The organism is Mycobacterium sp. NS-7484 (assembly GCF_001953975.1).
GTDB lineage: Bacteria > Actinomycetota > Actinomycetes > Mycobacteriales > Mycobacteriaceae > Mycobacterium.
In genome coordinates, this window is the sequence record NZ_MBEJ01000040.1 from 1 (window position 1) to 21,265 (window position 21,265).

The following is a 21,265-nucleotide window of genomic DNA, read 5'->3' on the forward strand; positions in this document are numbered from 1 at the left end:
ACAGCACGGTGAGAATGAGCTCGACGGTGATCACACCGAAGTGCCAGCCGGTGGTCAGCAGCCCCAAGGCCGCCACCTTGTGGAAGACCATCGCGACCGCGCTGCTGCGGGTCGAGAAGTGGCTGCCCGCAGCACTATTGGCCATCGCGATCGCCGGGGCGCCGCTGCTGTTGTGGGACTGGTTCGCCGAGCATGCGCACGTGATCGCCGCCGTGGCGATGTTCCTGGCCATCACGCTGGTCGCGGTGTACCACGCGTGCTACGCCCGCGCGGCGGTGCGCCGGCACCTGGCCCGGTTCTACGCCACGATCGCCGCGCTCATGCTCGTGACCGTGGTGGCCGCCTTGGTGCTGCTGACCACCGGCTGGCACTTCGGTGTGATCACCGTCGAGCTCATTCTCACCGTGCTGTTCGCGGTGTTCTGGGCGGTGCAGACCTGGGATGTGTGGGACGCCGAGGATCGCTACCCCGAAGAGTCCGTGCCCACCCTGGCCAACGCCGAGCGCTAACTGGCATAGCCGTCGATCTGCAAGGTCTGGCCGTCACGCCGTAACACCAGCACCGCGCCCGGTGCCGGCACGAAACCCTCGACCGATCCGGCGGGCACCGCTGCAGTCTGCGTGCACGTGCTGGCGTCGAACGTGCGCAGCGAACCGGGAACGCCCGGGCCCCCGTTGTCGGCGATGACGAAATGGTCGTCGAAGGACAGGTAGGCAAGGCCGCTGCCCTGGCCGAGTGCGCGGGTGTTGGTGCCGCGAACCCCTTGGGCCCCGGCGCATCTCTGCTTGCCGTCCGGCCCGAACAACACGAGGTGCCGGCCACCGTCGCGGCTGGAGAACAAGAAGTTGTCGGCCGGCCCCGGGGAAGGTTCGGCGGTGCCGCGGTCCACGATCGGCGTCACGGTCTTGTCCGCCACGTTGACGTACGTGATCCCGGGTGGCGCTCCGGCACCGGCGAACTGCATGAAGATACCCACCGAGTTCGCCGGCGTGGCGATCGCGCCCGCGTCGGCCTGACCTGTGAACACTTCGTTGTCCCATACGGTCTCGCCGCTGCCGGGGTCGACGGCGACCACCCGGATACCACTACCTCGCTCGGACGAGCACTGCACCACCGCGACCAACCACGACCGGGTGTCCACCGTCCGGGGCGGGAAGACGCAATCGCCGTGGGGCGCAGGCACCGTCCACATGGGGGCTCCCGTCCGAGTGTCGAAGCGCACCCACACGCGGTCATCGCGGTACACCACGAACGGCGCGTCAACGTTGTAGCCGGGCACTTCCGACAGTGCGTACATCATTCGTTCGTCGGCGTTCTGCCACAGCTGTTTTCCGGTGACGGCGTCGAGGCCGACCAGGCCCTTGTCGAGGAAGGCCACCACGGTGGCGCCGTTGTCGAACACCCGCATTCCGGTGACCACGACACTGCCCGGCCCGGTTCGCGCGAAATGCCAGCGTTCCTGCCCGTCGGCTCCGTAGGCCGTGATGCGATGATCGCCATACACCACGAAACCCGCTCCCGCAGCCACGATTTCACGTGTGGGCTGGTGTTCGTCTCCGGCGAACGCATCGGGCACCGAGACCGTGAAGGCGTGCTTCCCCAGCGTGGTGGGGACCGCAGGCACGTCGGTAGCTGCCGCCGTCGTCGCATCGAGATAACGTCCGTCGTCGCCCGCCCGGAACGCCCCCACAGTGACCGCTGCGGCAACCGCGACGGCGATCACTGCACCGATCGCCAGCAACTTCACCGAGCTGCGCTCCAACCGCGGGACGGCGCGCACGGCCACCAGGGTCAGCGCCGCACCCGCCAGGCACAACCACCACGAGGCCATGACCGCCGGCAGTGCCGCGGTGACCGGCGCGCCCTCCATGACCCTGCCGTAGAACGTCGGAATGCCTTGGCTGACGTAGGCGATGAACAGCAGCGCCATCACGGCCGCGGCGCCGGCCGCAGTCGCAGGCAGGTCACGACCGGTGCGCCCGCGCCAGACGCAGTAGGCCATCGCCGCAATCACCACGACCGCGATGACCACGACCGCCAACGCCATCCGGTTCGGTAGCGCCTCACCCCAGCGGTGCACGCTGACGGCATACCAGGCGCTCTCCCCGGCGCTCCGCGGCGCGAGCAGTCGCGCCCACGCCGCCAACACGGCGGCCCACACCAACAAGACCGCCGCCGCACCGACCAGCACCGTGCCCAACGGACGCAGCACGCCAAGCGCCCGGTCAGCCATCTTCTGCGCCCCTTCAGAACCCATACGGGCCATCGTCACACGCCGCGACACCACCACAACGGACCAGCCCCGGTGACAACTACCGATAGAGTTGAGCGCGATGAGCCCTGCGCTGACCGTTCGTTACGACGGATCGACCCGTACCTTCGCCCCGGGCAACGATGTCGTCATCGGCCGAGATCTCCGCGCCGACGTCCGCATCGCCCACCCGCTGATCTCGCGTGCCCACCTGGTGCTGCGCTTCGACCAAGGCCGATGGGTCGCCATCGACAACGGCAGCCTCAACGGTATGTACGTCAACGGCCGGCGCGTGCCCTCGGTCGACCTTCACGACGGCCAGATCGTCAACATCGGCAACCCGGACGGCCCGCAACTGACCTTCGAGGTGGGCCGGCACGAAGGCGCCGTGGGCCGGACCCCGACCGCCGCGGTGCCGATCGCGAGTCGGCCGAGCGGCGGTTGGCCCACCCAGGCGCCCACCGCTCCCCGATCGCCTTACGGCCAGCCCCCCGCACCGCCGCGACCCGGCTATTCGTCGGGCCCGCAGCCGCGCTACCCGACCGCGCCGACCGGTTATCCCAGCGGTCCCCAGGGCGGCTACCCCAGCGGACCGCAAACCGGATATCCCAGTGGACCCCAGGCGTATCAGTCGCAACCGGTTCGCACCCCGGCTCCGACCCCGCCCCCGGCAAATCCGGCGCAGGCACCGACCACCATGGGTCCGGCCGCCTCGGCCCGCGGCAGCAGCGAGGCCGGCGGCAACAACATCGCGACCAGCATGATGAAGATCCTGCGGCCCGGGCGCAGTACCCCGGCGCCGGCAGACGCGGTGAAGATCGGTCGCGCCACCGACAACGACATCGTCATCCCCGACGTGCTGGCCTCACGGCATCACGCCACCCTGATCCCGCTGCCCGGCGGCACCGAGATCCGCGATGAACGCAGCATCAACGGCACCTTCGTCAACGGTGCGCGAGTCGACAGCGCGATCCTGCACGACGGCGACGTCGTCACGATCGGCAACGTCGACCTGGTGTTCACCGGTGGCACCCTGGTGCGCCGCAGCGAGACCGAGGCCGACACCCGCACCGGCGGTCTGGAAGTTCGTGGTCTGACCTGGACCATCGAGGGCAACAAGACGCTGCTCGACAACATCTCCCTGGACGCCCGGCCCGGCACCCTGACCGCGGTGATCGGGCCCTCGGGTGCGGGCAAGTCGACGTTCGCCAAGCAGGTCGCCGGCTACACCCATCCGACCAGCGGCACCATCACCTTCGAGGGCCACGACGTCCACGCCGAGTACGCCTCGCTGCGGTCCCGGATCGGCATGGTCCCCCAAGACGACGTGGTGCACGGTCAGCTCACCGTCCGGCAGGCCCTGATGTACGCCGCCGAGCTGCGGCTGCCCCCGGACACCACCAAGGAAGACCGCGAACAGGTCGTCATGCAGGTGCTCGAGGAACTCGAGATGACCAAGCACCTCGACACCCGCGTCGACAAGCTGTCCGGCGGCCAGCGCAAGCGCGCCTCGGTCGCGCTCGAGCTGCTGACCGGCCCGTCGCTGCTGATCCTCGACGAACCCACCTCGGGCCTGGACCCCGCGCTCGACCGCCAGGTGATGACGATGCTGCGCCAGCTGGCCGACGCCGGCCGCGTCGTGCTCGTGGTCACGCACTCGCTGACCTACCTCGACGTGTGCGATCAGGTGCTCCTATTGGCCCCCGGCGGCAAGACCGCGTTCTGCGGCCCGCCCGACCAGATCGGCCCGGAGCTCGGCACCACCAACTGGGCCGACATCTTCAGCACCGTCGCGAGCGATCCGGCCGAGGCCAACCGGCGTTATCTGGCCCGCACCGGCCCGGCACCGGCTGCGGCGGCATCCTCGGAGCAACCCGGCGACCTCGGCGAGCCGGCCAAGACCAGCCTGCTGCGCCAGTTCTCCACCATCGCGCGAAGACAGATCCGGCTCATCGTCTCCGACCGCGGCTACTTCATCTTCCTGGCGCTGTTGCCGTTCATCATGGGCACGTTGTCGCTGTCGGTGCCCGGCACCGTCGGCTTCGGCGTACCGAACCCGATGGGTGACGCGCCCAACGAGCCCGGTCAGATCCTGGTGCTGCTCAACGTCGGCGCGATCTTCATGGGCACCGCGCTGACCATCCGCGATCTGATCGGCGAGCGGGCGATCTTTCGCCGCGAGCAGGCCGTCGGGTTGTCCACGACCGCCTATCTGCTGGCCAAGGTATGCGTGTACTCGGTGTTCGCCATCGTGCAGTCGGCAATCGTCACGACCATCACGATCCTCGGAAAGGGCTGGGGCGAAGGCGCGGTGGAGCGGGGTGTGTTCCTGCCGAACCGGTCCCTTGAGCTGTTCGTCAGCATGGCCGCCACCACCGTCACCGCCGCCATGGTGGGCCTGGCCCTGTCGGCGCTGGCGAAGTCCAACGAGCAGATCATGCCGCTGCTGGTGGTCGCGATCATGAGCCAGCTGGTGTTCTCCGGCGGCATGATCCCGGTGACCGGCCGCGTGGGGCTGGATCAGCTGTCGTGGATCACCCCGGCCCGCTGGGGGTTTGCCGCGTCGGCCTCGACGGTCGACCTGATCCGGCTGGTGCCCGGGCCGCTGACGCCCAAGGACTCACATTGGGAGCACACCTCGGGAACCTGGCTGTTCGACATGGCCATGCTGGTGGCACTGTCGGTGTTCTATGTCGGCTTCGTGCGCTGGAAGATCCGCCTCAAGGCCGGCTGAGAACTAAGCGCCGTGGACGTCGAGGCCATGGGCGGAGGAATAGGCCAACGCCTGGGTGATGTCGATCTTGGCGCCGCGCAGCTTGGCCGTGGTCCAGAACGTGGCGTCGACGCGGGCGCCCCGCAGATCGGCCTCGTCGAACTTGGCGTCCTGCACCCGGGCGCCGGTCAGCTCGGCCTGGCGCAGCACGGCCTTGCGCAGATCCACACCGACGAGGCTGGTCTCCCGTAACCGGCAGTCCGACAAGTCGACGCTGCGCAGATCGCAGCCGCCCAGTACGGCCAGGCTCAGATCGGACTCCACCAACGTGATCGGGCGCAGCGTGCACTCGGTGAACACCGAACCGAGCAGGCTGCAATTGGTGAATGTGCTGTGCCAGAGCCTGGCCCGGCGGAACGTGCAATTGCGGAACGCCGAGCCGGAATGCTGCGACTCGGACATGTCCACGCCGCTGAAATCGCATTCGGTGAACACCACCCGCTCGGTGCGCAACCGGCTCAGGTCTCCGTCATATTCCCCGGCACGGAAGTCGACACCGGTGAATTCTCGGTCCGCCCAGACGGTTTCGTCGGCCACCACGTGTCAGCCGGGCAGCGCCGACAGCGTGCTCAACGAATACTCGGTGACCGCGATGAGCGCGGCCTTGGCCGAGTTGCGATCGCGGGCGTCGACGGCCACCACCGGGATGTGGTCGGGCAGGGCCAGCGCCTTGCGCACCGCCTGGGTGGGATGCTTTGGCGCCTCGTCGAATTCGTTGACCGCGACGATGAACGGCAGTTTGCGGGCCTCGAAGAAATCGACCGCGGCGAAGCTGTCCTGCAGGCGTCGCACGTCGACCAGGATGATCGCACCGATCGCGCCGCGCACCAGGTCGTCCCACATGAACCAGAACCGGCGCTGCCCGGGCGTGCCGAACAGGTACAGCACCAGATCCTCGGCCAGGGTGATGCGGCCGAAGTCCATCGCGACCGTGGTGGTGCGCTTGTCGGGGGTGCCGTCGAGGGCGTCGACGCCTTCGGACACGTTGGTGACCAACGCTTCGGTGCGCAGCGGCATGATCTCGGAGACCGCGCCCACGAATGTGGTCTTGCCTGCGCCGAACCCGCCGGAGATGACGATCTTCGTCGAAGCGGCCCCACGCCGGGGGGAGGCCGAGCGGGGTTCAGAGTGCTCGTAGGCCACGCAGGGTCCTTCCAATCAGTTCGCGGCGTTCGTCGAAGCTAGCCGAGTCGTCGAGGGTGGCTTCCACCCGTAGATAACCCTGCGTCACCAAGTCCCCGATCAGCACGCGCGCCACGCCGAGCGGGAGAGACAGGTGTGCGGAGATCTCGGCTACCGAAGGGCTGCCGGTGCACAACTCTACGATCTGTGCGCGCACATCGCTGCCAGCCCAGCGCGGTTCGCGCGGCGTGTCGAGTTTCTGCACCGGCGCTTCCAACGGAAGGTGCACACGCGAATCGGTGCGGCCAGCCGTCAGGGTGTACGGCCGTACCAGACTCGGTCGATCGGTGGGTTCCGATTCGTCCACGGACACCTCGCGAAGGGCAGAAGGGGACAGAGACTCAGGACGGTTGCGGCGCGCGACGCGACGACTGCACCACTGCACCGACGCGCTCGACCAGGATGGCCATCTCGTAGCCGACCTGACCGATGTCGCACGACGGGGCGGTCAGCGTGGCGAGGTTGGAGCCGTCGCCCACCCGCATCAGCAACAGGTAGCCGTTCTCCATCTCGACCACCGACTGCATCACGTGACCGCCGTTGAACAACTGGGAGGCCCCGGTGGCCAGGCTCGCCAGACCGGAGGCGACCGCGGCCAGTTGATCGGCCCGCTCGATCGGCATGTGTTCGCTGGCCGCCATCAGCAGCCCGTCGGCCGAAACCAGAACCGCATGGGACACCCCGGATACCTCGCGGGCGAACTTGGAGACCAGCCAGTCCAGGGAGTCGCGCTGGGTCGGTCGGGTCATTCGCTATCGGTTCCTCTGGTCTCTCGGGCATGCGATCGCCCGGCGTGCACGCCGCCGAAAAGGTTGCTGGTGCTCGCGCGGACAGCCTCGGGATCACGCGGTTTGAACGCCCCGAACATGCTGCTGTCAGGTTCGCTTGCCGATGCTACCGCCTCGAAGCCGTCGTCGTTACGGTGCGCGCCACCGTTGCGGTGACGACCGTTGACCTCGCCGGCGGGAGCTCCGACGGCTTCGGCGACGCCACCGGGCACCAGGCGGGCACCCGGCGTACGCATCGGCAGGCCTTCCTCGGTGTGTTGCTCGACGGGCGCATCCTGCGCCGCGGCCGCCACCGACCAGCCCTTCTCCCACACTGTCTTCCAGTCCAGGTCGGCACTGCGGACGTGGGTGGTCGGATCGATCTCGAATTCCGAGACCATCGACTGATAGATCGAATCCCCTTCGGCCTCGGGGCTTTCGGACGCCTCGGCAGCTGCGGATTCGACGGGTTCCTCGATGGCCTCGCCGGCGTCAGCCGCACCGTTGAGGGCGTGGCCGTTGACACCGTTCAGCCCACTGTGACCATTGAGACCGCTGTGGCCGTTCAGGCCGGTGTAACCACCGAGACCGTCCGGGACGCCGGCGCCGGCCACCTGCCCACGCGAGGCGAAGAACGACGACGTGTTCGTCGGCGTCGTGCGTCCGGACTCGGACTCGTCGCCGACGTCTGCCCTCGTTTGCCCCTTCGCGGCGGCGGCGCTCTCCTCGGTGTGCACCGGCCATTGCTGCGGCCACTCCGCGACCGGTTCCTCGGGCACTGGCGGCTCCGCCACCGGTTCCTCGGCCGCCGGTTCGGGTTGCGGGGCAAGTGTGCCGGGCAGCTCCGAGATACCGCTGGCTCCCGGATTGCGTTGCGGCAACAGGTCGAACGACACGTCGGCACCGTTGACGTGGGGTTCGGCCGAGCTGGATCCGAAGACCGACGTGTCGGCGGGATCGACATCCAACGACAATGCCGTGGCAATCCCGGCCTGGGCGTCCACGGGCATGCCGTAGGCGAGGTCGTCCCCGGGCTCGGCTTGCGTCGAGCCGTCGCGGGCCAGCAACGCGGCCGGGACGTACACCCCGGCCGTCGTGCCCGAGCTCGGTTCCTCGGCGACGGTGCTGCGCAACCGCACCACCAGACCGTGCTGGGTGGCCAGCCGCCCGACCACGAACAGACCCATGTGCCGTGCGGTGTAGGGGTTGACCTCGCCGCCGGACTGCAGACGGGTGTTGGCGACCCGAAGATCGGCTTCGGTCATGCCGAGGCCGACGTCACTCACCTCGATCACCAACGCGCCCTTGGCCGCGATCACGGCCGACACCCGCACCTGCGAAATCGGGGGCGAGTACCGCAGGGCGTTGTCGAGCAGTTCGGCCAGCAGGTGGATCAAGTCACCGGCCACCGCGCCGGTGACCTCGACATCGGCCACCGAGGCGGTGACCACACGGGTGTAGTCCTCCACTTCCGAGGCCGCGGCGTTGATCACCGTCGCCAGCGGCACCGGACGGCTGTGCTCGCGCGCGAGCTTCGACCCGGACAGCACCAACAGGTTGGCGCCGTTGCGGCGCATGCGCGCGGCCAGGTGATCGAGCCGGAACAGGCTCTCCAGGCGCTCGGGGTCGTCCTCGTTGCGCTCCAACTGATCGATGAGCGACAACTGCTGATCGACCAGTGAGCGGCTACGCCGCGACAGGGTCTCGAACATGTCGGACACCTGCAACTGCAGCTGCGCCTGTTCCCCGGCGAGGAACACCGCCTGCTCGTGCAACTCGTCGACGGCATGCGCAACCTGGCCGATCTCCTCGGTGGTCTGCACCGGAAGCGGGGTGACCGGGACCAACTCACCGCCGGCCCGGACCCGTTCGATCTCCCTGGCCAAATCTTCGTGCGCCACCTTGAGTGCGCTGTCGCGCAGCGTACGCAGCGGGCGCACCAGCGAGCGCGCCACCAACAACACGATGACGAGCGCGCTGACGATCGCGGTGGCCACGAGGATGGCGTCGCGGATCGCATCATTGCGGGCGTCGTCGGCCTGCGCCTCCACCGCCGCGGGGATGGCCGCCGTGGTGTCGGAGATGATCTGCCCGGCGATCTCATTGGTGGTGTGCAACGACGCCAGCAGATCCGGATTTCCGACCAGCGGAACGCCCGGGTTGGACATCATCGCCATCCGCTTGACCATCTCGGCGCGCAGGGTCGCCGCCCCCTCGGAGGCACCGCCGAGCACCTTCGTCAAGGCCGCGACGGTCGACGGTTCGGTACCGGCCATCGTGATCATCGAGGTCCGCAGCAACGGTTCGGGCTCGGCTCCCCCGGCGTTGACCATCATCTGCTGGATGGCCATCTGCCCACGGGCGCCGATCGCCCGGGCCAAGGCCTCGACCTGGGCCTGGACCGCCTGCTGGTTGCTGTGCACCGAACCGGTGATCGCGGCTTCGCCGGTGAGCAGCAGCGGACCGTAATCGATGATGCGCTGACGCAGGTCGATCGAATTCGACATCACCGCGTCGACGATTTCTTGGCCCTTGCTGAGCAGACTGCCCACCGCCTGGCCGACGTCCTCCAGCACGTCGGTGGCGTCGAGCCGTTGCTGTAGATCGGATTTTCTGTCACTGAAAGTGGACATCGCGGCCTGCCCGTCGCCACCTTCGGTAGCTGCGATGAGCACGCCCTCCATGGCGGCCATGTAGGCATTGATGTCGGGGATCAGTTCGGCGCGGTCGGCGGCCAGACGCAGATCACCCGCGGCGGTGGCACTGGCATAGATACGCAAACCACCGAACGTCGCGGCCAAGATCAACGGCACGACGACGATCGCGAGGACTTTCCGGCTGACCGGCCAGTTGGCCGGAGACCATCGCGAAGGGCGCTTGGCCACAGCGGTTGGGGTTGCGTTCGGGGAAAAATCGACAAGGGTGCCGTCAGCCTGTTTCAGCTGCGTAAAGGCAGTCATCGGCGCCCAACCGCACTACCGGCTGCGTGGCCGCATTTCACTCGTGGGGCGTGATTCATCAGAACTTCCTGCTGTTTCCGCCCACGCTGGGGCGGGCGTCAAACGCCTTGGCAATTGCACGAGTATGACAGCCGCGCGCGAGCGTTTCCACAATTCTTACTGAACAGACAGAGTTCGTGACCGAGCCGTAGCGCAGTTGTGTGGTAATCGAGCAAACAGTAGCGCGCTTGCCGGTGCGCGCCGGGATTTGCCGCCTTCAATTTCGCCGCCCGATTCGTCACCGTATTCGGCTGCCGATTCGTCTTGGCATGCCCGTTCGTACGAGGATCGTCGAATGTTCCGGGTGTTGTTCTTCAGTCCCCGTATCGCACCCAACACCGGCAATGCGATCAGGATGGTGGCGGGTACGGGGTGCGAGCTGCACCTTGTCGAACCGCTGGGCTTCGACCTGTCCGAACCCAAGCTGCGCCGGGCCGGCCTGGACTACCACGACCTGGCATCGGTGACCGTGCACGACGATCTGGCCGCGGCGTGGCGCGCCCTGTTGCCGGCTCGCGTCTACGCGTTCACCGCGCACGCGTCGACGTCGTTCGCCGACATCACCTACCGGCCGGGTGACGTGCTGATGTTCGGCCCCGAACCCACCGGACTTGATGCACAGACGCTGGCCGATCCGAATATCACCGCACAGGTTCGCATTCCGATGATCGAGGGCAGAAGGTCACTCAATTTGTCCAACGCGGCCGCCGTCGCCGCTTATGAGGCGTGGCGTCAGAACGGGTTCGCCGGAGGCGTCTAGTTACGCCGCGGGCGTGGACCGGCAAGCGGTCGGTGCCCGAATCTCACAGAGTGTTCATACCCCGGCTTCACAATTGCACCGGGGGCAACAGGTGCCCCTGGGCTCACCAACTGTCCCAGTGCGAGAACTGCTCGGCCGGAAGTCGCTTGGCCTTCTTGAAGTCGGTGCCCACGGTGTAGGCGATCGGGAACAGACCGGCCTGCGAATACCGGTCGAACGGAATCCCGAGCAGTTCGGCGGCCTGCTTCTCGCCCTCTCCGAGCAGGTGCAGCGTGGTCCAGGCCGAGCCGAGACCGCGAGACCGCAGTGCCAGCATGAAACTCCACACGGCGGGCAGCAGTGATCCCCAGAACGAGGCGGACATTCCCGCGGGCGCGCCGTCCGGGCGGCCCTCCAGGCACGGGATCAACAGCACCGGCGCCTTCTCGAAGTTGTCGGTGAGATACCGCGCGGAGCTCTTCACCGCGTCCTGCTGCTGATCGCGGATGTCACCGCGCTCCTGATTGGGCAGGTCCAGGTACGGGTTGGCATTGGACCGGTAGATGTCGGCCAGCGCCTTTTTCTTTGCCGGGTCTTCCACGAAAACCCATTGCCAGCCTTGCGCATTCGAGCCGGTCGGGGCCTGAAGCGCCAGGTCGAGGCATTCCATGATCACCTCACGCGAGACCGGCTTTTCGAAGTCGAGGCGTTTGCGCACCGAGCGGGTGGTGGTGAGGAGTTCGTCGACGGTCAAGTTCAGAGTCGGTTCGGCTGTCATGCCGCGAGACTACAGACGCACGCGGGCCATCGGGCCGACTCGCAGAGCAGTTTGCTGAGAACTGTCCGAACATCATGTGCCGCAGCACAACTCAGCTAACCGCTGAAGGTTGCGCGCCCTCGTCGAGGAGACGCCGGCGCGCGGGACGATCAGCCGGCGTTCTCGGAGACCAGCACGGGGTCCCAGCCGTTGACGTCGGATTCTTCCGGCGCGTCGAAGTCGGCCGGGGTGGGCACGGCGTGGATGCCGTGATCGTCGCCGGGCAACCCGCCCAGCGCGGCGATGGTTTCGCGGATCTTGGCCGCTTCGTCGTCGGTGGGCGTTGCGCCGGCCTCGAGTTCGTCGAGCAGGCCGTCACGCAGGCCGGCACCGTTGGCCACCTCCTGGGCCGACAACTTGGCGTGGATGCGCGTGACGTAGATCTGCTGTCCCAGAGAGGAACCCGGCGCCGCGGCGGCATGTGCCATCAGCGAGTCGTACCGCTGGCGAACGCCACTGAGCGCCACGATGACTGCGGGGGAAGGCCGGTTGCTGCTGGCCGCCTCGGTCAGGGAGGCGCGCAGCTTGCGCAGGCCGGACAGGACGACGTCGGCACGCTTGTGGAACTTCTTGTCCTCGGGGAACGGCAGTGCGTCGATGGCGGCCGAATACATGTGCATCGCCGCTTCCGACAGACTGACGATGACCGCCGAATCACCTTCCAGTGTCGCGTTTTGTCCCATGGGGCCCTCAATTCTGCAGCGAGCGGATCGGTAGACGCCGATGACCCTAGCGGTTGGTGTGCGGCCCGTCATCGCTAGGGCCACTTGAAGAATGACGAAAAACCAGGTATGCGGATGCCGGTGGGACTGGCCGGTGGCACATCCCACCACGGGTAGCCCTACTCTGAACGCCGGCACGCTGGCAGGCTTGGCCGACGGGAGGTCGACATGGCCGGACTAACTGAATCGACAAGGGCCGCTGAGTTTTCAGAGGGGTCCCCGTCAGAGGACGGCGACGTCAGCGATACCACCCAGCCGATCCGGGTGCCCGTCGCGGATCAGGAGCGGTCACCCGAGCCACCCCCGGCCGAGCGCAGGATCGGTATCGGCTGGCTGGTCGGCGGCGGTCTCGGCAGCCTGGCCATCGTCTGGTTTCTGGTGTTCAGCCCGGGCGAGCGCGGCAGCAAGGCCGAGTGGTTCTTCGGTGCCGTCATCTTCGTCGTCGTGGTGGTGACGATGTGGTTGACGCTCACCGTTCAACGCCAGGCGCGCCACGACATCGCCCAGGCCGACGAGCGGCTGCGCCGGGAACTGGCGGCGGCCGATGAGCGCTCGGCGGCCGAACTCGCCCTGACCCAGAAGTGGCACCGCGCCGAGATCCAGGCCCAGCAGAAGCTGCACCGCGCGGAGTTGGTGGCCCAACGGGAGCTGGCCCGCATCGAACGCAACAACCTGCTCGAGCAGCTGCAGAAGCAGGCCATGATCGAGGTGTCCCGGGCGGTGGGGGCGCACACCCGGATGCTGGCGACGCTGTGGAGTGAGGCGGCGACGCAACTGCGCAACCCGGATCGGGCCGAGCGGGAAGCGGCCATGAACGCGATCTTCGGACAGATCAGCCAGGTGGTGAACGACGTTTCGGTCGAGCTCGACAACGCCCATCTGCTCAGTCAGGACGACCGCCTGCAGGATGCGCTCAACCGGGTCAACGATGCGGTGCTGATGGCGATCCAGGTGGCCGAGGAACTGCATGCCGATGTGGTCGAGGGGCGCACCCCGGACACCAACCCGATCCCGGCCGTCCAACACCTGCTGCACGAGCGCGCCACCGCCGCACGGCGGTTGGCATGGTCGCTGTTGCGGACCGGGTTGGAGGACAGCCTTGAGGACAGCACGGGCGCGCTCAGCGGAAATCTCGGGACCGGGACCCGACCCGGAGCTTGACCGGCCCCATCCGGTCGGCGATCACGGTGACCGCGCCGGTGGCGTTCTGCACGATGCCACGGACGACCAGAGCCGGCGCGGTCTGCGCCAGCTTGCGGTAACGCGCCCATACTCCAGGCGCGCACAGCACGTTGACCATCCCGGTTTCATCTTCCAGGTTCAAAAACGTCACCCCCTGTGCGGTCGCCGGACGCTGCCGGTGAGTGACCGCCCCGGCAACCAGGATTCGGGTTCCGTCGACGACACCCAGCAACTTGTCGTTGGGGATCACCCCCAGCGCGTCGAGGTCGGCGCGCAGGTACTGGGTGGGATAGCTGTCCGGCGAGACACCGGTGGCCCACACGTCGGCGGCGGCCAGTTCCAACGCACTCATTCCCGGCAACGGCGGCACGTGGGAGGAAGAGCCCACTCCCGGCAGCCGGTCCGGCCGCTGGGTGGCCGCCGCACCCGCTGCCCACAGCGCCTCGCGCCGGCTGGCCCCGAAACAACCCAGCGCACCGGCGGTGGCCAGCGCCTCGGTCTGAGGTACCGACAGCTGCACCCGGTTGGTCAGGTCGATCAGGGTCGTGAACGGCCCGTTGGCTTCTCGCTCGTCGACCAGGTGCTGGGCCAACTCGTCACCGATATGGCGGACGCTGCCCAGGCCCAGTCGCACGTCAAGGCCGCGGCTCTCGCACGTGGCGTAGGCCAGGCTCGCGTTGACGTCGGGGCCGTGCACCGTCACGCCGTGTCGGCGCGCGTCGGCGACCAGTGACTGTGGCGAGTAAAACCCCATCGGCTGGGCCCGCAACAGTGCCGCGCAGAACACCGCCGGATGATGCAGTTTGAACCACGACGAGTAGAACACCAGCGATGCGAAGCTCAGCGAATGGCTTTCCGGGAAACCGAAATTGGCGAATGCCTCCAGCTTCTCGTAGATCCGCTCGGCCACCTCGCCGGTGATGCCGTGAAGCTCTCTCATCCCGTCGTAGAACCGGCTGCGCAGCCGTCGCATCTTCTCGGTGGAACGTTTGGAGCCCATCGCCCGGCGCAACTGGTCGGCCTCGGCCGGGGTGAAACCCGCACAGTCGACCGCCAATTGCATGAGTTGCTCCTGGAACAGCGGCACCCCCAGCGTCTTTCGGAGTGCCGGCTCCATCGACGGATGGTCGTAGGTGACGTCCTCTATCCCGTTGCGGCGCTTGATGTAGGGGTGCACCGAGCCGCCCTGGATCGGGCCCGGCCGGATCAACGCCACCTCGACCACCAGGTCGTAGAACTCCCGCGGTTTGAGCCGGGGCAAGGTGGCCATCTGCGCGCGGGACTCCACCTGGAACACCCCGACCGAATCGGCTCTCTGCAGCATCTCGTAGACCGCCGGCTCGGACAGGTCCAGCTTGGCCAGGTCGACGGTGATGCCCTTGTGTTCGGCCAGCAGATCGATCGCGTAGTGCAGCGCCGAGAGCATGCCGAGGCCGAGCAGGTCGAACTTCACCAAACCGATTGCCGCACAGTCATCTTTGTCCCACTGCAGCACGCTGCGGTCAGCCATGCGGGCCCACTCCACCGGACACACGTCGGCGATCGGGCGGTCACAGATCACCATGCCGCCCGAGTGGATGCCGAGGTGGCGCGGCAAGTTGGCGATCTGGGTGGCCAACTCGATCACCGGCTGCGGGATCTCTGCGGCCTCCGGCGAGTCGGGGCGCCCGTCCCATCGGCTGAGGTGCTTGCTCCAGGCATCCTGCTGCCCCTGCGAGAACCCCAGCGCCCGGGCCATGTCCCGCACGGCGCTGCGGCCGCGGTAGGTGATGACGTTGGCCACCTGGGCGGCATAGTCGCGGCCGTAGCGCTCGTAGACGTACTGGATGGCCTTCTCGCGCAAGTCCGATTCGATGTCGATGTCGATGTCGGGTGGGCCGTCGCGGGCCGGGGACAGGAACCGTTCGAACAACAAGTCGTTGGCGATCGGATCGACATTCGTGACCTTGAGCGCGTAGCAGACCGCCGAGTTGGCCGCCGAGCCCCTGCCCTGGCACAGGATGTCGTTGTCCCGGCAGAACCGGACGATGTCGTGTACCACCAGGAAGTAGCCGGGGAACTTCAACTGCTCGATGATCTTCAGTTCGTGTTCGATCTGTGCGTAGGCCTTACCCGCGGTGCCCGGTGGCCCGTACCGCTCGGCCGCTCCGGCCATGACCAGATGCCGCAGCCAGCTGTCCTCGGTATGCCCGGCAGGGACGTCGAACGGCGGAAGCTGCGGGGCGATCAGCGCCAGACCGAAGGCGCACTGCTCACCGAGATCCGCTGCCGCCTCGACGATCTCGGAGCCGAAGAGCCGGGCCATCTCCTCCCCCGAGCGCAGGTGGGCCCCACCGAGCGGGGCCAACCAGCCCGCCGCGGCGTCCATCGAGTTGCGAGCCCGGATCGCAGCCATCGCCATGGCCAGCCGGCCCCGATCGGGAACGGCGAAGTGCGCGCCGGTGGTGGCCACCACACCCACTCCGAATCGCGGGGCCAACCCGGCCAGCACCGCGTTGCGCTCATCGTCGTCCGGATGACCGTGATGGGAGAGCTCGACGCTGACCCGGTCGGCCCCGAACCGGTCCACCAGATCGGCCAGCGCGGCGGCGGCGGCATCCGCGCCACCCGCGGAAAGCGCCTGACGGACATGGCCTTTGCGACACCCGGTGAGGATCTGCCAGTGCCCACCGGCCGCCTCGGTCAGCGCGTCGAAATCGTAACGTGGCTTGCCCTTCTCCCCTCCGGCCAGATGCGCGCCGGCGATCTCGCGGGACAACCGTCGGTACCCCTCCGGCCCGCGGGCCAACACCAGCAGGTGCGGGCCGGGCGGGTCGGGATCCTCGGTACGGGGAACGTTCCCGAGCGACAACTCGGCACCGAACACCGTGGACACGTCCAACTCCCTGGCCGCCTCGGCGAACCGGACCACCCCGTAGAGCCCGTCGTGATCGGTCAACGCGATTGCCCGCAGGTTCAGCCGGGCCGCCTCCTCCACCAACTCCTCCGGCGTGCTCGCGCCGTCGAGAAAGCTGTAGGCACTGTGCGCGTGCAGTTCGGCATACCGCACCGAGCCAGCGATGCGGGCAATATCGGGCAGTTGATACGCCCCACGCTTACGGGACCAGGCCGGACTGTCCCCACCGTCGCCCTCGGGCTCCAGCGGCAGGCCGGAGCGACGCGGCCTGCCCGTAAGCACCCGCTCCATTTCCGACCAGCTCGGCGGCCCGTTGTGCCAGCCCACCGCGCCAGTATATCGAACAATTGTTCGATATACTGGGCCGGGGTCACCTTGAGATGCCGATCACGGCACGACACCCTACGATCCCTCTGGGCTGGGGATCGGCTGTGAGAGGACGGCAATGGCGTCAACCAAATACATCGGCTATGTCGGTGGCGTCGCGGTAGCGGCGGGAGTGGGTGCGGCGATCGCCGTGGCCGGGCAGGGCACCGCCCATGCCGATTCGGGTGACGGGGCGGCCAAGAAGTCGACCAACAGCACATCGCAGCACGTCAAGGCCGGACCCAAGCGCGCGGATTCGGCGAATTCCAAGGCCGACGCCGCCAAACGGACCAAGCCCGTGGCCAAGTTCAAAGACGCCGTCGACAAGCAGACCGACAAGCTCGAGAAGGCCGCGACGCAGGCCGGCAAGTCCGCGAACGTCGTCTCCAAGACGATCACCGACTCGTTGACCAAGGCCGTCACGCCCGCCAGGTCGGTGTCCGTGACGCCCAAGGCCAAGCCGAGCGCCGAAGAGTTCGAGGCCGAGCAGGTCACGAAGCTCAAGAGCCTGTTCACGCCGAAGCAAGCGGCCGTCGAGCCGGAATCCACCACCGCACCGGAGCCCGTCACCAAGCTTGCGCCGAAACTCAGTGCGGTGCAGACGCAGTCGGACACTGTCGACACCCAGGCAGATACGCCCTGGAGCCCCAACCCCTTCCGAGACAACGACCCGGACCCGACCGACTTCCCCGACGCGATGATGAGCCTGCGAGAAGCACTGCTCACCGCGTCACCGGATGAGCTCGACCCGTTTGTCCGGGAAGCCACCGAGCAGATCTACCGGGCCAGCCAGATCGTGCCGTGGGTCAACGCGGTGATCCCGATCAGCCGGATCCTGCCCGACCTGGCGCCGGCGCTGGGGGACGACGACGCGGCCCGAGATGCCCGTCAGACCATCATCATGGAGCTGATCAAGACCACTCCGCCCGGCTCGGCGGTGTACTACGGGTACGACATCATCGCCGACCTGATCAACCTGGAAGAGCCGGCCGCCGCGCTCAAACAACAGGTCGTCGGTGGAGTCTGGGATCTGCTCGATCCGTTCCAATTGGCCCACAACAAGGGGCACTCCGGAATCGGCGACGCGGCCGGATAGCCCGCGCGCTACTCCACGAGCGACGGGGTGTCGTGGCGCAGGGTCTCACCGCGGAAGAACGCCGGGTTGACCGATCGCCACACGAGCATGAGCACGGCGCCGAGCAGCAGGATGCCGAAGCCCATGAAGAACACCAGCCCGATGCCGCCGATCTCGGCGCCGCTGCCGTTCTCCGGGTTCATGCTCTCTCCGATGGCGATCACGAACACCGCGGCCAGCACGATCCCGCCGAGCAACGGGAACAGGAACTTGAACACCACGTTGCGCGCGTTGGTGAACAACTCCCGCCGGAAGTACCAGACGCAGGCGAATGCGGTGATGCCGTAGTACCAGCAGATCATGATGCCAAGGGCGGCAATGGTATCCAGCAGGGCACTTTCGGACAGCAGGCTCACCACGGTATAGAACACGCCGGTGACCACGCCCGCGGTGATGGTCGCGAAGCTGGGCACCAGATAGCGGGGACTGACCTCGGCGAACCGTGCCGGAAAGGCCTTGTAGGCGCCCATGGCCAGCATGGCCCTGGCCGCGGGCAGGAAGGTGGTCTGCAGGCTGGCCACCGACGAGGCCAGGATCGCCAGGAACAGGAACGGCCCGGCCCAATGGCCCATGATCGGGTCGGCCAGTGCCGCGAACACGTTCTCGGCATTGTCGGGATTGCCCAGGCCCAGATCGGTTTCGCCCACCCCGGCATACATCATCACCGCGACGGCGATGAGCAGATATGTGCCCAGGATCGACAGCACGCACAACAGACCCGCCCGGCCCGGCACCTTTGTCGGATCCTTGGATTCCTCCCCCAAGGTCAAACAGGTGTCCCAGCCCCAGAACGCGAAGATCGACCCCGTCACGCCAACCACGAAGGCGCTCAACGCAAGTCCGCTGAACGGGTTGAACCAGTCCAGATCGAACGACAGCCCGACCGGGGCATCGCCGCGGCCCACGTGCACGAATGCCATCACGGCGAACGCCAGCAGTACCACCATCTGGAATCCCACCAGAACGTACTGCACCCGTTCGCTGGTGGTGATGCCGCGGCTGGCGATCGCGGTGGCAAGGGCCAGAAATACCAAAGTGGTGAGGATGTTGATGGCCTTGTTGTCGGCCAGGTCAGCGATCGAGGGATGGTTGCTGACTCGAGCGATGAACAGGTAGAAGAACTCCACGGCGATGGCGGCGAGGTTGGACAGCACGATGATCGACGCCATCACCATGCCCCAGCCGCACATCCAGCCCACATACGGCCCGAACGCCTTGGTGGACCAGGTGAACGACGCGCCGCAGTCGGGTGCCCGCGAGTTCAGTTCGCGGTAGGCGTAGGCGGTCAGAAACATCGGGATGAAACCGGCGATGAAGATGGCGGGCATCTTCAACCCGACCGCCGCGACGATCAGACCGATACTCGCGGTCAGCGTGTATCCCGGCGCCACGCACGAGATCCCGAGCACAGCACCGGAGAATGTGCCCACCTTGCCGGCAGCCAATCCCTTGGAGATCAAGCCGCTGGACTGCTCGGCGGCCACGAGCTTGTCCTGGGGCGCGGATTCCGCGGCAGAATCGGTCATGCGTGGCCCTCGCCGTCTTTCAGTTCGTCCCGAGGTACCACCACCATCGGGACGTCCAACACCCGCAACATCTTGGCCGCGGTCGAACCGAGAAAGATCCGCCGCGGCGCGCTGAGCCGGCTGGAGCCGACCATGATGATGTCGCCGTCCTGCCAACTCAACTGCTCCACCGCGGACTCGACGGTGGGGCCGTTCACGATCGTGGAGGTCACCGGAAAGTCCTCGGGCAGCTCACTTCTGGCGGTCTCCAAGGTGCTCTGGGCATGCGCGAGCGCGTGTTCACGAACCGCGTCGTCATCGCCGCGCAGCGATCCGAAGGCCGGATCGAGCGCCACCAACGACACCAGCCGCAACGGGACGCCGGCTGCTCGGCTGGCCCGTACCGCGGTGTCGAGCAACAGATCTGAGCCTTGCCGTTGCCCGATGGCGCACGTGATCTCGTGGATCCGTTCGACCGTCGAGTCCCGAGTTCCGCGCGGCGCCACCGCAACCGGCACCGGTGAGGAGTGCAACAGCTCGTTGACCACCGAGCCCAGCGAGAAGCTGCCGACGAGCCCGCCACCGGAACCACCGACCACGATGGCCACCGCCTGCAACCGCAGCGCCTCGTGGATCAGGCCGTCGGTGAACGACTCGTCGAAGCTCAGATGAGTGTGCGCCACAACGTCGTCGGGCACCGAGGTCATCGCGTCGTCCAACCAGCCCTGGGCCTGTTCGGCCACCATGTCCTCGTAACCGCCCTTGGGGCCGATGCCCGCCGGTGCGGTGTCCGGCGGGATGACGAGGCAGATGTGCAGCTGCGCCGCCAAGGCCCGGGCGAACCGGACCGCCAGTGCCAGCGCATCGGCACCACCGGGGGTGGCCAGGTACCCAACGACCAGATTCACCTGCGCCATCTGCCACCGCCCATCCCGCACCGTGCCGTGCGACCGTAGTGGTTCGATCCTGTCAATCCCCCACTCGGCGTGCAGCGCTTCTACAAAATTGCCGGCCCCGGCCGATCAGTCGGAATACTCGGCGGCGCCGTCCTCCAACACCAGCCGAGTATCGGCGCCGTCGGGCCCGGAGGCCTCGGTGCGGAACACCGCCCGCCCCGGCTCGGTCCGCCAGATCGACGTCGTCAGCGTCTCTCCCGGGAACACGGGTGAACTGAAGCGGGCCGCGACCGCATGGACCTTGGTGGCGTCGCCGCCGCCGAGTTCGGCGACCAGGGCGCGCCCGGCAACGCCGTAGGTGCACAGGCCGTGCAGGATCGGCTTCGGGAAACCGGCGAGATTCTGGGCGAACCACGGATCACTGTGCAGCGGATTGCGATCGCCGGAGAGCCGGTAGATCAGGGCCTGGTCCTCGCGCGTGGGCAGCTTCACTTGAGCGTCGGGCTCGCGGTCGGGAATCTGCGGTGCCGTCGGGCGTTGCCCCGGTTGACCGCCGAATCCGCCTTCGCCCCGAATCACCACGGTGGTAAGGGTTTCGGCGACCACCTCGCCGCTGGCCGGGTCGGTTCCGACGCCCTTGAGCATGACCACCGCGTTCTTGCCTTCGCCCTTGTCCTGGATGTCGGCGACCTCGGAGACGACGGTCAACTTTCCGGCCGGCGGCAGCGGCCGGTGCAGCCGGATCTCCTGGGAGCCGTGCAGCAGCATGCTGAAGTTGAACGTGCCGATCTTCAGGGCGGCGGGAAAGGCCGAACATGCGATCACCGCATAGGTGGGCAGCACCTGCTGCTCGATCTCGTGGCTGTTCTCCGTGGTGAAGGCCAGGTCAGCGGTTCCCGCGCCGACGCCGATGGCGTACAGCAGGGTGTCGCGGTCGGTCCAGTCGAACTGGATCGGATCGGTCTTGGCGCCGATGGCATCCGGATTGAGGGGCATGCGTGCCGACGATAGTTGAGAAGACCGCCCCTGTTGACG

The 21,265-nt window shown here is 67.4% G+C and carries 16 protein-coding genes and 1 pseudogene; 5 read left to right on the forward strand and 12 right to left on the reverse strand.

Going from position 1 to position 21,265, the window contains the following annotated elements; translation table 11 throughout:
• A pseudogene (locus A5733_RS08770) lies at positions 1 to 509 on the forward strand (diphosphate--fructose-6-phosphate 1-phosphotransferase); the annotation flags it as partial.
• Here the strand turns inward: A5733_RS08770 and A5733_RS08775 are convergent.
• The gene (locus tag A5733_RS08775) at positions 506 to 2,257 is read right to left on the reverse strand and encodes a PQQ-binding-like beta-propeller repeat protein (RefSeq protein WP_076239847.1); all 1,752 of its coding nucleotides are present in this window, start codon (positions 2,255 to 2,257) and stop codon (positions 506 to 508) included. The pseudogene A5733_RS08770 and the gene A5733_RS08775 sit on opposite strands and share 4 nt — an antisense overlap.
• Before the next feature lie 76 nt (positions 2,258 to 2,333).
• Between A5733_RS08775 and A5733_RS08780 the strand changes: the two genes are divergently transcribed.
• Positions 2,334 to 4,985, forward strand: a complete 2,652-nt coding sequence (locus A5733_RS08780) for an FHA domain-containing protein (protein WP_067767654.1) — start codon at positions 2,334 to 2,336, stop codon at positions 4,983 to 4,985.
• Positions 4,986 to 4,988: 3 nt separating this feature from the next.
• Here A5733_RS08780 and A5733_RS08785 read toward each other — a convergent pair whose 3' ends face one another.
• The 5 genes from A5733_RS08785 to A5733_RS08805 are packed head-to-tail and all read right to left on the reverse strand — an operon-like array spanning position 4,989 to position 9,933.
• Positions 4,989 to 5,564 (reverse strand): pentapeptide repeat-containing protein, encoded by a 576-nt coding sequence (locus A5733_RS08785; protein WP_076239839.1) that lies wholly within the window; start codon positions 5,562 to 5,564, stop codon positions 4,989 to 4,991.
• Positions 5,565 to 5,567: 3 nt separating this feature from the next.
• A complete protein-coding gene (locus tag A5733_RS08790) occupies positions 5,568 to 6,167 on the reverse strand; it encodes an ATP/GTP-binding protein (protein WP_076239840.1) in 600 nt (199 codons plus the stop codon).
• Positions 6,148 to 6,513, reverse strand: coding sequence for a DUF742 domain-containing protein (locus tag A5733_RS08795; RefSeq protein ID WP_067767682.1), 366 nt, complete (start codon positions 6,511 to 6,513; stop codon positions 6,148 to 6,150). The genes A5733_RS08790 and A5733_RS08795 overlap by 20 nt, the downstream gene beginning before the upstream one ends.
• 34 nt (positions 6,514 to 6,547) lie before the next feature.
• Positions 6,548 to 6,955, reverse strand: coding sequence for a roadblock/LC7 domain-containing protein (locus A5733_RS08800; protein ID WP_066903851.1), 408 nt, complete (start codon positions 6,953 to 6,955; stop codon positions 6,548 to 6,550).
• Positions 6,952 to 9,933 carry a sensor histidine kinase gene (locus A5733_RS08805; protein ID WP_076239841.1) on the reverse strand — a complete coding sequence of 994 codons (2,982 nt, stop codon included), beginning with the start codon at positions 9,931 to 9,933 and terminating at the stop codon, positions 6,952 to 6,954. The genes A5733_RS08800 and A5733_RS08805 overlap by 4 nt, the downstream gene beginning before the upstream one ends.
• Before the next feature lie 334 nt (positions 9,934 to 10,267).
• Between A5733_RS08805 and A5733_RS08810 the strand changes: the two genes are divergently transcribed.
• The gene (locus A5733_RS08810) at positions 10,268 to 10,732 is read left to right on the forward strand and encodes a tRNA (cytidine(34)-2'-O)-methyltransferase (RefSeq protein ID WP_067776325.1); all 465 of its coding nucleotides are present in this window, start codon (positions 10,268 to 10,270) and stop codon (positions 10,730 to 10,732) included.
• A 103-nt stretch (positions 10,733 to 10,835) separates the two neighbouring features.
• Here the strand turns inward: A5733_RS08810 and A5733_RS08815 are convergent, their stop codons facing one another.
• Together A5733_RS08815 and A5733_RS08820 are read right to left on the reverse strand one after the other, a co-directional pair.
• The gene (locus A5733_RS08815; protein ID WP_076239842.1) at positions 10,836 to 11,489 is read right to left on the reverse strand and encodes a nitroreductase family protein; all 654 of its coding nucleotides are present in this window, start codon (positions 11,487 to 11,489) and stop codon (positions 10,836 to 10,838) included.
• A gap of 149 nt (positions 11,490 to 11,638) precedes the next feature.
• Positions 11,639 to 12,211, reverse strand: a complete 573-nt coding sequence (locus A5733_RS08820) for a forkhead-associated protein (RefSeq protein WP_067776321.1) — start codon at positions 12,209 to 12,211, stop codon at positions 11,639 to 11,641.
• 207 nt (positions 12,212 to 12,418) lie between these two features.
• Between A5733_RS08820 and A5733_RS08825 the strand changes: the two genes are divergently transcribed.
• A complete protein-coding gene (locus A5733_RS08825) occupies positions 12,419 to 13,411 on the forward strand; it encodes a hypothetical protein (RefSeq protein WP_067776318.1) in 993 nt (330 codons plus the stop codon).
• On the opposite strand, the gene A5733_RS08830 is transcribed toward A5733_RS08825, so the two are convergent.
• Complete coding sequence (locus tag A5733_RS08830) at positions 13,371 to 16,655, reverse strand: error-prone DNA polymerase (protein ID WP_076239843.1); 3,285 nt, start codon at positions 16,653 to 16,655, stop codon at positions 13,371 to 13,373. The two genes, A5733_RS08825 and A5733_RS08830, sit on opposite strands and share 41 nt — an antisense overlap.
• A gap of 118 nt (positions 16,656 to 16,773) precedes the next feature.
• On the opposite strand from A5733_RS08830, the gene A5733_RS08835 reads away from it, so the two are divergent.
• Positions 16,774 to 17,790 carry a hypothetical protein gene (locus A5733_RS08835; RefSeq protein ID WP_076239844.1) on the forward strand — a complete coding sequence of 339 codons (1,017 nt, stop codon included), beginning with the start codon at positions 16,774 to 16,776 and terminating at the stop codon, positions 17,788 to 17,790.
• Positions 17,791 to 17,798: 8 nt separating this feature from the next.
• Here the strand turns inward: A5733_RS08835 and A5733_RS08840 are convergent, their stop codons facing one another.
• The 3 genes from A5733_RS08840 to A5733_RS08850 all read right to left on the reverse strand — a co-directional run bounded on the left by A5733_RS08840 (position 17,799) and on the right by A5733_RS08850 (position 21,226).
• Positions 17,799 to 19,355, reverse strand: coding sequence for an APC family permease (locus A5733_RS08840; RefSeq protein WP_067776310.1), 1,557 nt, complete (start codon positions 19,353 to 19,355; stop codon positions 17,799 to 17,801).
• Positions 19,352 to 20,242, reverse strand: coding sequence for a universal stress protein (locus A5733_RS08845; RefSeq protein ID WP_067776351.1), 891 nt, complete (start codon positions 20,240 to 20,242; stop codon positions 19,352 to 19,354). Before A5733_RS08845 ends, A5733_RS08840 begins: the two co-directional genes overlap by 4 nt.
• A 114-nt stretch (positions 20,243 to 20,356) precedes the next feature.
• A complete protein-coding gene (locus A5733_RS08850) occupies positions 20,357 to 21,226 on the reverse strand; it encodes a MaoC/PaaZ C-terminal domain-containing protein (RefSeq protein WP_076239845.1) in 870 nt (289 codons plus the stop codon).
• Between the last annotated feature and the right edge of the window lie 39 nt (positions 21,227 to 21,265).

What these genes read in the sequence shown, in the direction of transcription:
- A5733_RS08805 (WP_076239841.1), bottom strand. Translation starts at nt 9,933, where the DNA reads ATGACTGCCTTTACGCAGCTGAAACAGGCTGACGGCACCCTTGTCGAT.
- A5733_RS08825 (WP_067776318.1), top strand. Translation starts at nt 12,419, where the DNA reads ATGGCCGGACTAACTGAATCGACAAGGGCCGCTGAGTTTTCAGAGGGG.
- A5733_RS08815 (WP_076239842.1), bottom strand. Translation starts at nt 11,489, where the DNA reads ATGACAGCCGAACCGACTCTGAACTTGACCGTCGACGAACTCCTCACC.
- A5733_RS08800 (WP_066903851.1), bottom strand. Translation starts at nt 6,955, where the DNA reads ATGACCCGACCGACCCAGCGCGACTCCCTGGACTGGCTGGTCTCCAAG.
- A5733_RS08835 (WP_076239844.1), top strand. Translation starts at nt 16,774, where the DNA reads ATGGCGTCAACCAAATACATCGGCTATGTCGGTGGCGTCGCGGTAGCG.
- A5733_RS08840 (WP_067776310.1), bottom strand. Translation starts at nt 19,355, where the DNA reads ATGACCGATTCTGCCGCGGAATCCGCGCCCCAGGACAAGCTCGTGGCC.
- A5733_RS08775 (WP_076239847.1), bottom strand. Translation starts at nt 2,257, where the DNA reads ATGGGTTCTGAAGGGGCGCAGAAGATGGCTGACCGGGCGCTTGGCGTG.
- A5733_RS08850 (WP_076239845.1), bottom strand. Translation starts at nt 21,226, where the DNA reads ATGCCCCTCAATCCGGATGCCATCGGCGCCAAGACCGATCCGATCCAG.
- A5733_RS08810 (WP_067776325.1), top strand. Translation starts at nt 10,268, where the DNA reads ATGTTCCGGGTGTTGTTCTTCAGTCCCCGTATCGCACCCAACACCGGC.
- A5733_RS08820 (WP_067776321.1), bottom strand. Translation starts at nt 12,211, where the DNA reads ATGGGACAAAACGCGACACTGGAAGGTGATTCGGCGGTCATCGTCAGT.
- A5733_RS08780 (WP_067767654.1), top strand. Translation starts at nt 2,334, where the DNA reads ATGAGCCCTGCGCTGACCGTTCGTTACGACGGATCGACCCGTACCTTC.